The organism is Meiothermus luteus (assembly GCF_003574085.1).
Classification (GTDB): Bacteria; Deinococcota; Deinococci; order Deinococcales; family Thermaceae; genus Meiothermus; species Meiothermus luteus.
On the sequence record NZ_QWKZ01000151.1, the window covers coordinates 1 to 4,051 of the forward strand.

General features: G+C 64.4%; 5 protein-coding genes and 1 pseudogene. 3 read left to right on the top strand and 3 right to left on the bottom strand.

Annotation, left to right across the window (positions count from 1 at the left end; all coding sequences use genetic code 11):
• Together Mlute_RS14320 and Mlute_RS14325 are read right to left on the bottom strand one after the other, a co-directional pair.
• Positions 1-211, bottom strand: a pseudogene (locus Mlute_RS14320) (TolC family protein); the annotation flags it as partial.
• The gene (locus Mlute_RS14325) at positions 208-657 is read right to left on the bottom strand and encodes a MarR family winged helix-turn-helix transcriptional regulator (protein WP_119361235.1); all 450 of its coding nucleotides are present in this window, start codon (positions 655-657) and stop codon (positions 208-210) included. The gene Mlute_RS14325 and the pseudogene Mlute_RS14320, both read right to left, overlap by 4 nt.
• Before the next feature lie 154 nt (positions 658-811).
• On the opposite strand from Mlute_RS14325, the gene coaD reads away from it, so the two are divergent.
• The 3 genes from coaD to Mlute_RS14340 all read left to right on the top strand — a co-directional run bounded on the left by coaD (position 812) and on the right by Mlute_RS14340 (position 3,437).
• Positions 812-1,309: a pantetheine-phosphate adenylyltransferase gene (gene coaD, locus Mlute_RS14330; protein ID WP_119361236.1), complete on the top strand. Its 498-nt coding sequence runs from the start codon at positions 812-814 to the stop codon at positions 1,307-1,309.
• Between the two features lie 70 nt (positions 1,310-1,379).
• The gene (locus Mlute_RS14335; RefSeq protein WP_119361237.1) at positions 1,380-2,969 is read left to right on the top strand and encodes an aldehyde dehydrogenase family protein; all 1,590 of its coding nucleotides are present in this window, start codon (positions 1,380-1,382) and stop codon (positions 2,967-2,969) included.
• Positions 2,970-2,978: 9 nt separating this feature from the next.
• The gene (locus Mlute_RS14340) at positions 2,979-3,437 is read left to right on the top strand and encodes a hypothetical protein (protein ID WP_119361238.1); all 459 of its coding nucleotides are present in this window, start codon (positions 2,979-2,981) and stop codon (positions 3,435-3,437) included.
• On the opposite strand, the gene Mlute_RS14345 is transcribed toward Mlute_RS14340, so the two are convergent.
• A partial coding sequence (locus Mlute_RS14345) for a PIN/TRAM domain-containing protein (RefSeq protein WP_119361239.1) occupies positions 3,438-4,051 on the bottom strand: 614 nt, incomplete at its 5' end.

A 4,051-nucleotide genomic window follows, 5' to 3' on the forward strand; every position in this document is an offset into this window, starting at 1 on the left:
GTGGGGGAGAGGTCTCAAAGAAGGAGAGCCCTCCCTGGGCCTGTAGGCTGAGGGGGCTTTGGACGGCCCTTAGCTGGGCCTGGGCGGCTTCTAGACTGAGCCGGGCTTGCAGCAGGCTGGGGTGGTTCTCCAGCGAGGCGAAAAACCCCTGTCCGAGCGAGAGGCCCCCAAGGACAAGGAGCGCGAAGGATGTTAGGAGGCTGCGCTTCATGGCTGTGTGGTGCCCTTTTCTCTGGGTTCAATCAGCTTGCGGTAGCTCCTGAGCAGCATCTCCAGCTCCTCGGGGCTCAGCCGGCTGAAGCGCTCTCGCGAGACCTGCTTCCAGTTTTCCCGCATGCGCTCGAGCAGCCCTTCCCCCTCTGGGGTTAGGAGGATTCGCACCTTTCGCCGGTCCTCCGGGTCCAGCTCGCGCCGCACCAGCCCCCTTTCCTCTAGGCCCGCCAGGAGCTGCGAGACCCCTTGGGGGGAGGTGTCCATCACGAAGGCCAAGGCTGAGGGCTGGTCCATGCCCCCCGCCACGCACATCAGGGCGAAGGCCTGCATGGGCGAAAGCCCCAGCCCCTCAAAGGCCCTCTGCTGGTCTAGGCGCATCTGCCAGACCAGGTGGGAGGACAGGTGCCACATCTCCTCCATTATTTCGTCCAATGTAAACTTCATGCCTATGAAATGTTATGGGGGTGGACGGGCGGGCAAAAGCGGTCTTCGCTACAGTTTTCACTAGGGGCCCGGCCGCCAGGGGGAATGCGGTCTGGGGGTCTGCCCTTGCCTCAGGTGCTTTCCTGTGGGATGATACGGCCGAAAGAGAGGCGGCATGCACGTGGTCTACCCCGGGAGTTTTGACCCGCTGCACAACGGGCACTTTGACGTGATTCAGCGCGCTTCCAGACTCTTTGAGCGGGTCACGGTGGCGGTATTGGAGAACCCGTCTAAGCGGGGTTTGTGGCTGTTCACGCCCCAAGAGCGGGTGGAGATTATCCGACGAGCAGTAGCCGAGGCCAGGCTTTTCAACGTGGAGGTGGACTCGTTCCACGGCCTTTTGGCCGAGTACATGCGCCGCCTGGGCTCTAGGGTTATCGTAAAGGGCTTGCGGGCCGTCTCCGACTACGAGAACGAGCTTCAGATGGCCCACCTGAACCGCCAGCTCGGCAACCGGCCCGAGACCTTGTTCATCATGGCCGCTACCCGTTGGTCGTTTGTCTCCTCTACCATGGTCAAGGAAATCGCCCGCTACGGCGGGGATGTGTCCAAGTTGGTGCCCCCGGCCACGGCGGAGGCGCTCAGGGCCAAGATGCTCGCCGCCGAGGGCTAGGGGGTTTCCGGACGGCCTTCCCGGGTTTGGGTTGGGAACCAGGCTTTGATGGGCTTGCTGGAGGGATTGTATGCAGCCGCATAGGAGCAAGTACGGCAACGCGCTGGAAATCGGGCACCTTATCGGGGGTGAGGAGGTCTTTGAGGGGGAGATGCAGGAGCGGCGCAACCCCGCCGACAGGGAAGACCTTGTGGCCCGTTTCCCGGTTGGCGCTAAGGAAACCCTGCGCAAAGCGGCGCGGGCGGCTCAGGAGGCCTTCCGCATGTGGGCCCGTATCCCAGCGCCGGTGCGAGGGGCGGTCTTGATGAACCTGGCCCAGATTCTCACCCGGGAGAAGGAAACCTTGGTGCGCCTGATGGTGCGGGAGGTGGGCAAGACCTTCAAGGAGGCCGGGGGTGATGTGCAGGAAGCCATAGACACCGCGGTCTTCTTCGCCTCAGAGGGCCGTAGGCTCTATGGCCAGACCGTACCCAGCGAAATGCGCGACAAGGAGCTCTTTACCTTCCGCCGCCCCTTGGGGGTGGTGGGGATGATCACCGCGGGGAACTTCCCTATTGCGGTGCCTTCCTGGAAGCTGATACCGGCGGTGCTCACCGGGAATACGGTGGTCTGGAAGCCCTCCGAGGATTCCCCGGCCCTTTCCTATGTCTTTGTCCGGCTCTTTGAGGAGGCTGGGCTGCCTCCGGGGGTCATTAACGTGGTCTTTGGCGGGGGTAAGGACTCCACCGGCCAGTGGCTGGTGGAGCTCATGGATGAGGGGCTTTTGAACAAGTTCGCCTTTACCGGCAGCACCGCGGTGGGTCGCTGGATTGGGGAGGTGGCCGGACGCAACCTGCTGCGGCCCACCCTGGAGCTCGGGGGCAAGAACCCCCTGGTGGTCCTCAGGGACGCCGACCTCGAGCTGGCCGTGGAGGGGGCTTGGTGGAGCGCCTTTGCCACCGGGGGGCAGCGCTGCACGAGCGCCGGGAACATCATCGTGGAGGCCCCTATCTACGAAGAGTTCAAAAAGCGGTTTTTGGAAAAAACCGAGTCCACGGTAGTGGGCAACCCCTTCACCCATCCCCAGGTTACCTACGGGCCCTTTATCAACCAGCGGCTCTTTGAACGCTGGCTCGAGCACTACACCTGGGGCCAGCAGGAGGGGGCCCAGCTCCTTTTTGGGAAGGCCCGTATCACCGTGAAGAACCCCTACCCGCACTTCCAGGGTGACCCCGAGGCGGGGCTTTTCGGCTGGCCCACGGTCTGGGAGGCCCGCCCGGGGATGCGCCAGTTTGAGCAGGAGATCTTTGGCCCCACCATCAACCTGGTGCGGGTGGAGGACCTGGACGAGGCCATTGAGGCGGCCAATGCCCACGGCTACGGGCTGTCCAGCGCGGTTTACACCAACCGGCGCGACTGGGCCTACCGCTTCAAAACCGAGATCAAAGCCGGGATGACCAGCATCAACAACTCCACCGTGGGGGCCGAGGCCCACCTGCCCTTTGGCGGGGTTCGCGGAAGCGGCAACGGGGCCCGGGAGAGCGGGATTTGGGTGATTGAGGAGTACACCTACTGGCAGGCCGTCAACGAGGAGTACTCCGGACGCCTCCAGCTCGCGCAGATGGACACGGGCTACACCCAGCCCAAGCCCCCCACCGACTGGGGGGGCCTCCTGGGGTAGAATGCGCCTATGCGCTACGGGATTGTGTTGCTGTTGCTTGGGCTTTTGCTCTCGGGGTGTGCGCCTGCGGTGCGGGCCGACCCCGGTGAGGTGGTCTACGATGTGAGCGCGACCCTACCCAGCGCCAGCGCCCAGGCCCTCTCCGCCGGGCACCCGGTGGTGGTGCGCCTCGCCCAGGCGGTGGCGGCCTACTACGCCCTAGAGGCCCGGCCCTTGCCGGGGTATAGCCGCTGGGTGCAGCGCCAGGGGGTGGGCTCCACCGCGGTGTACGTTTCCCAGCGGATAAACGCCCAAGGGCAGGTGGAGGCCACCGTGGAGATGCGCTGGACGTTTGCGGTCCGCGCCGATGGGCTTGGCTCGGTGCGGCTGGAGACGCTGGCCTCGGAGATGATTGACGCTGCGTTGGTGGAAGGGCCGGCTTTTGCCTGGCTTGACCGAAACTTCCGCCGTGTGGCCAGCGGGCGCTGACTACCGCTCACCCTTGGGGGCTGGCTCTTCCCTAAGCCGCCCGAACAGCAAGCGGCCCACCTGGGTTTGGATGGCTTGGGTGACCACCACCCCTACCTCCTTGCCCTTGTAGGCGATGGCGTCGTCCACTACCACCATGGTGCCGTCCTCCAGGTAGCCCACTCCTTGGCCTGGCTCCTTGCCCTCTTTGACGATGGTGATGTTGAGGAAGTCCCCTTGCTGCAAGGGGGTCCGAAGGGCGGAGGCCAGGGCCTGGATGGAGAGGGTTTTGACCCCGTAGATGCGAGAGAGCTGGGCCAGGGCGTGGTCGTTGGTGACCAGGGCTGCGCCCAGCTCCTTGGCCTGGGCTAGAATTTGGTCGTCCACCGGGTCGTCCGACTCTGGGTATTCCAGCACCTCCAGGCCCACGCTTGTCTTGAGCCGTTCCAGGGTTTCCAGTCCACGCCGCCCCTTGGCCCTTTTTTGGGCATCGGTGGCGTCGGCAAACTGCTGCAGCTCCCGCAGCACCTGCTTGGGCACAAAGAGAGGACCCTCTAGAAAACCCATGGAGGCCACCTCAGCGACCCGGCCGTCAATGAGCACCGAGGTGTCCAGCACCTTGCCCCCTTTGGGCT

What these genes read in the sequence shown, in the direction of transcription:
- Mlute_RS14325 (WP_119361235.1), bottom strand. Translation starts at nt 657, where the DNA reads ATGAAGTTTACATTGGACGAAATAATGGAGGAGATGTGGCACCTGTCC.
- coaD (WP_119361236.1), top strand. Translation starts at nt 812, where the DNA reads ATGCACGTGGTCTACCCCGGGAGTTTTGACCCGCTGCACAACGGGCAC.
- Mlute_RS14335 (WP_119361237.1), top strand. Translation starts at nt 1,380, where the DNA reads ATGCAGCCGCATAGGAGCAAGTACGGCAACGCGCTGGAAATCGGGCAC.
- Mlute_RS14340 (WP_119361238.1), top strand. Translation starts at nt 2,979, where the DNA reads ATGCGCTACGGGATTGTGTTGCTGTTGCTTGGGCTTTTGCTCTCGGGG.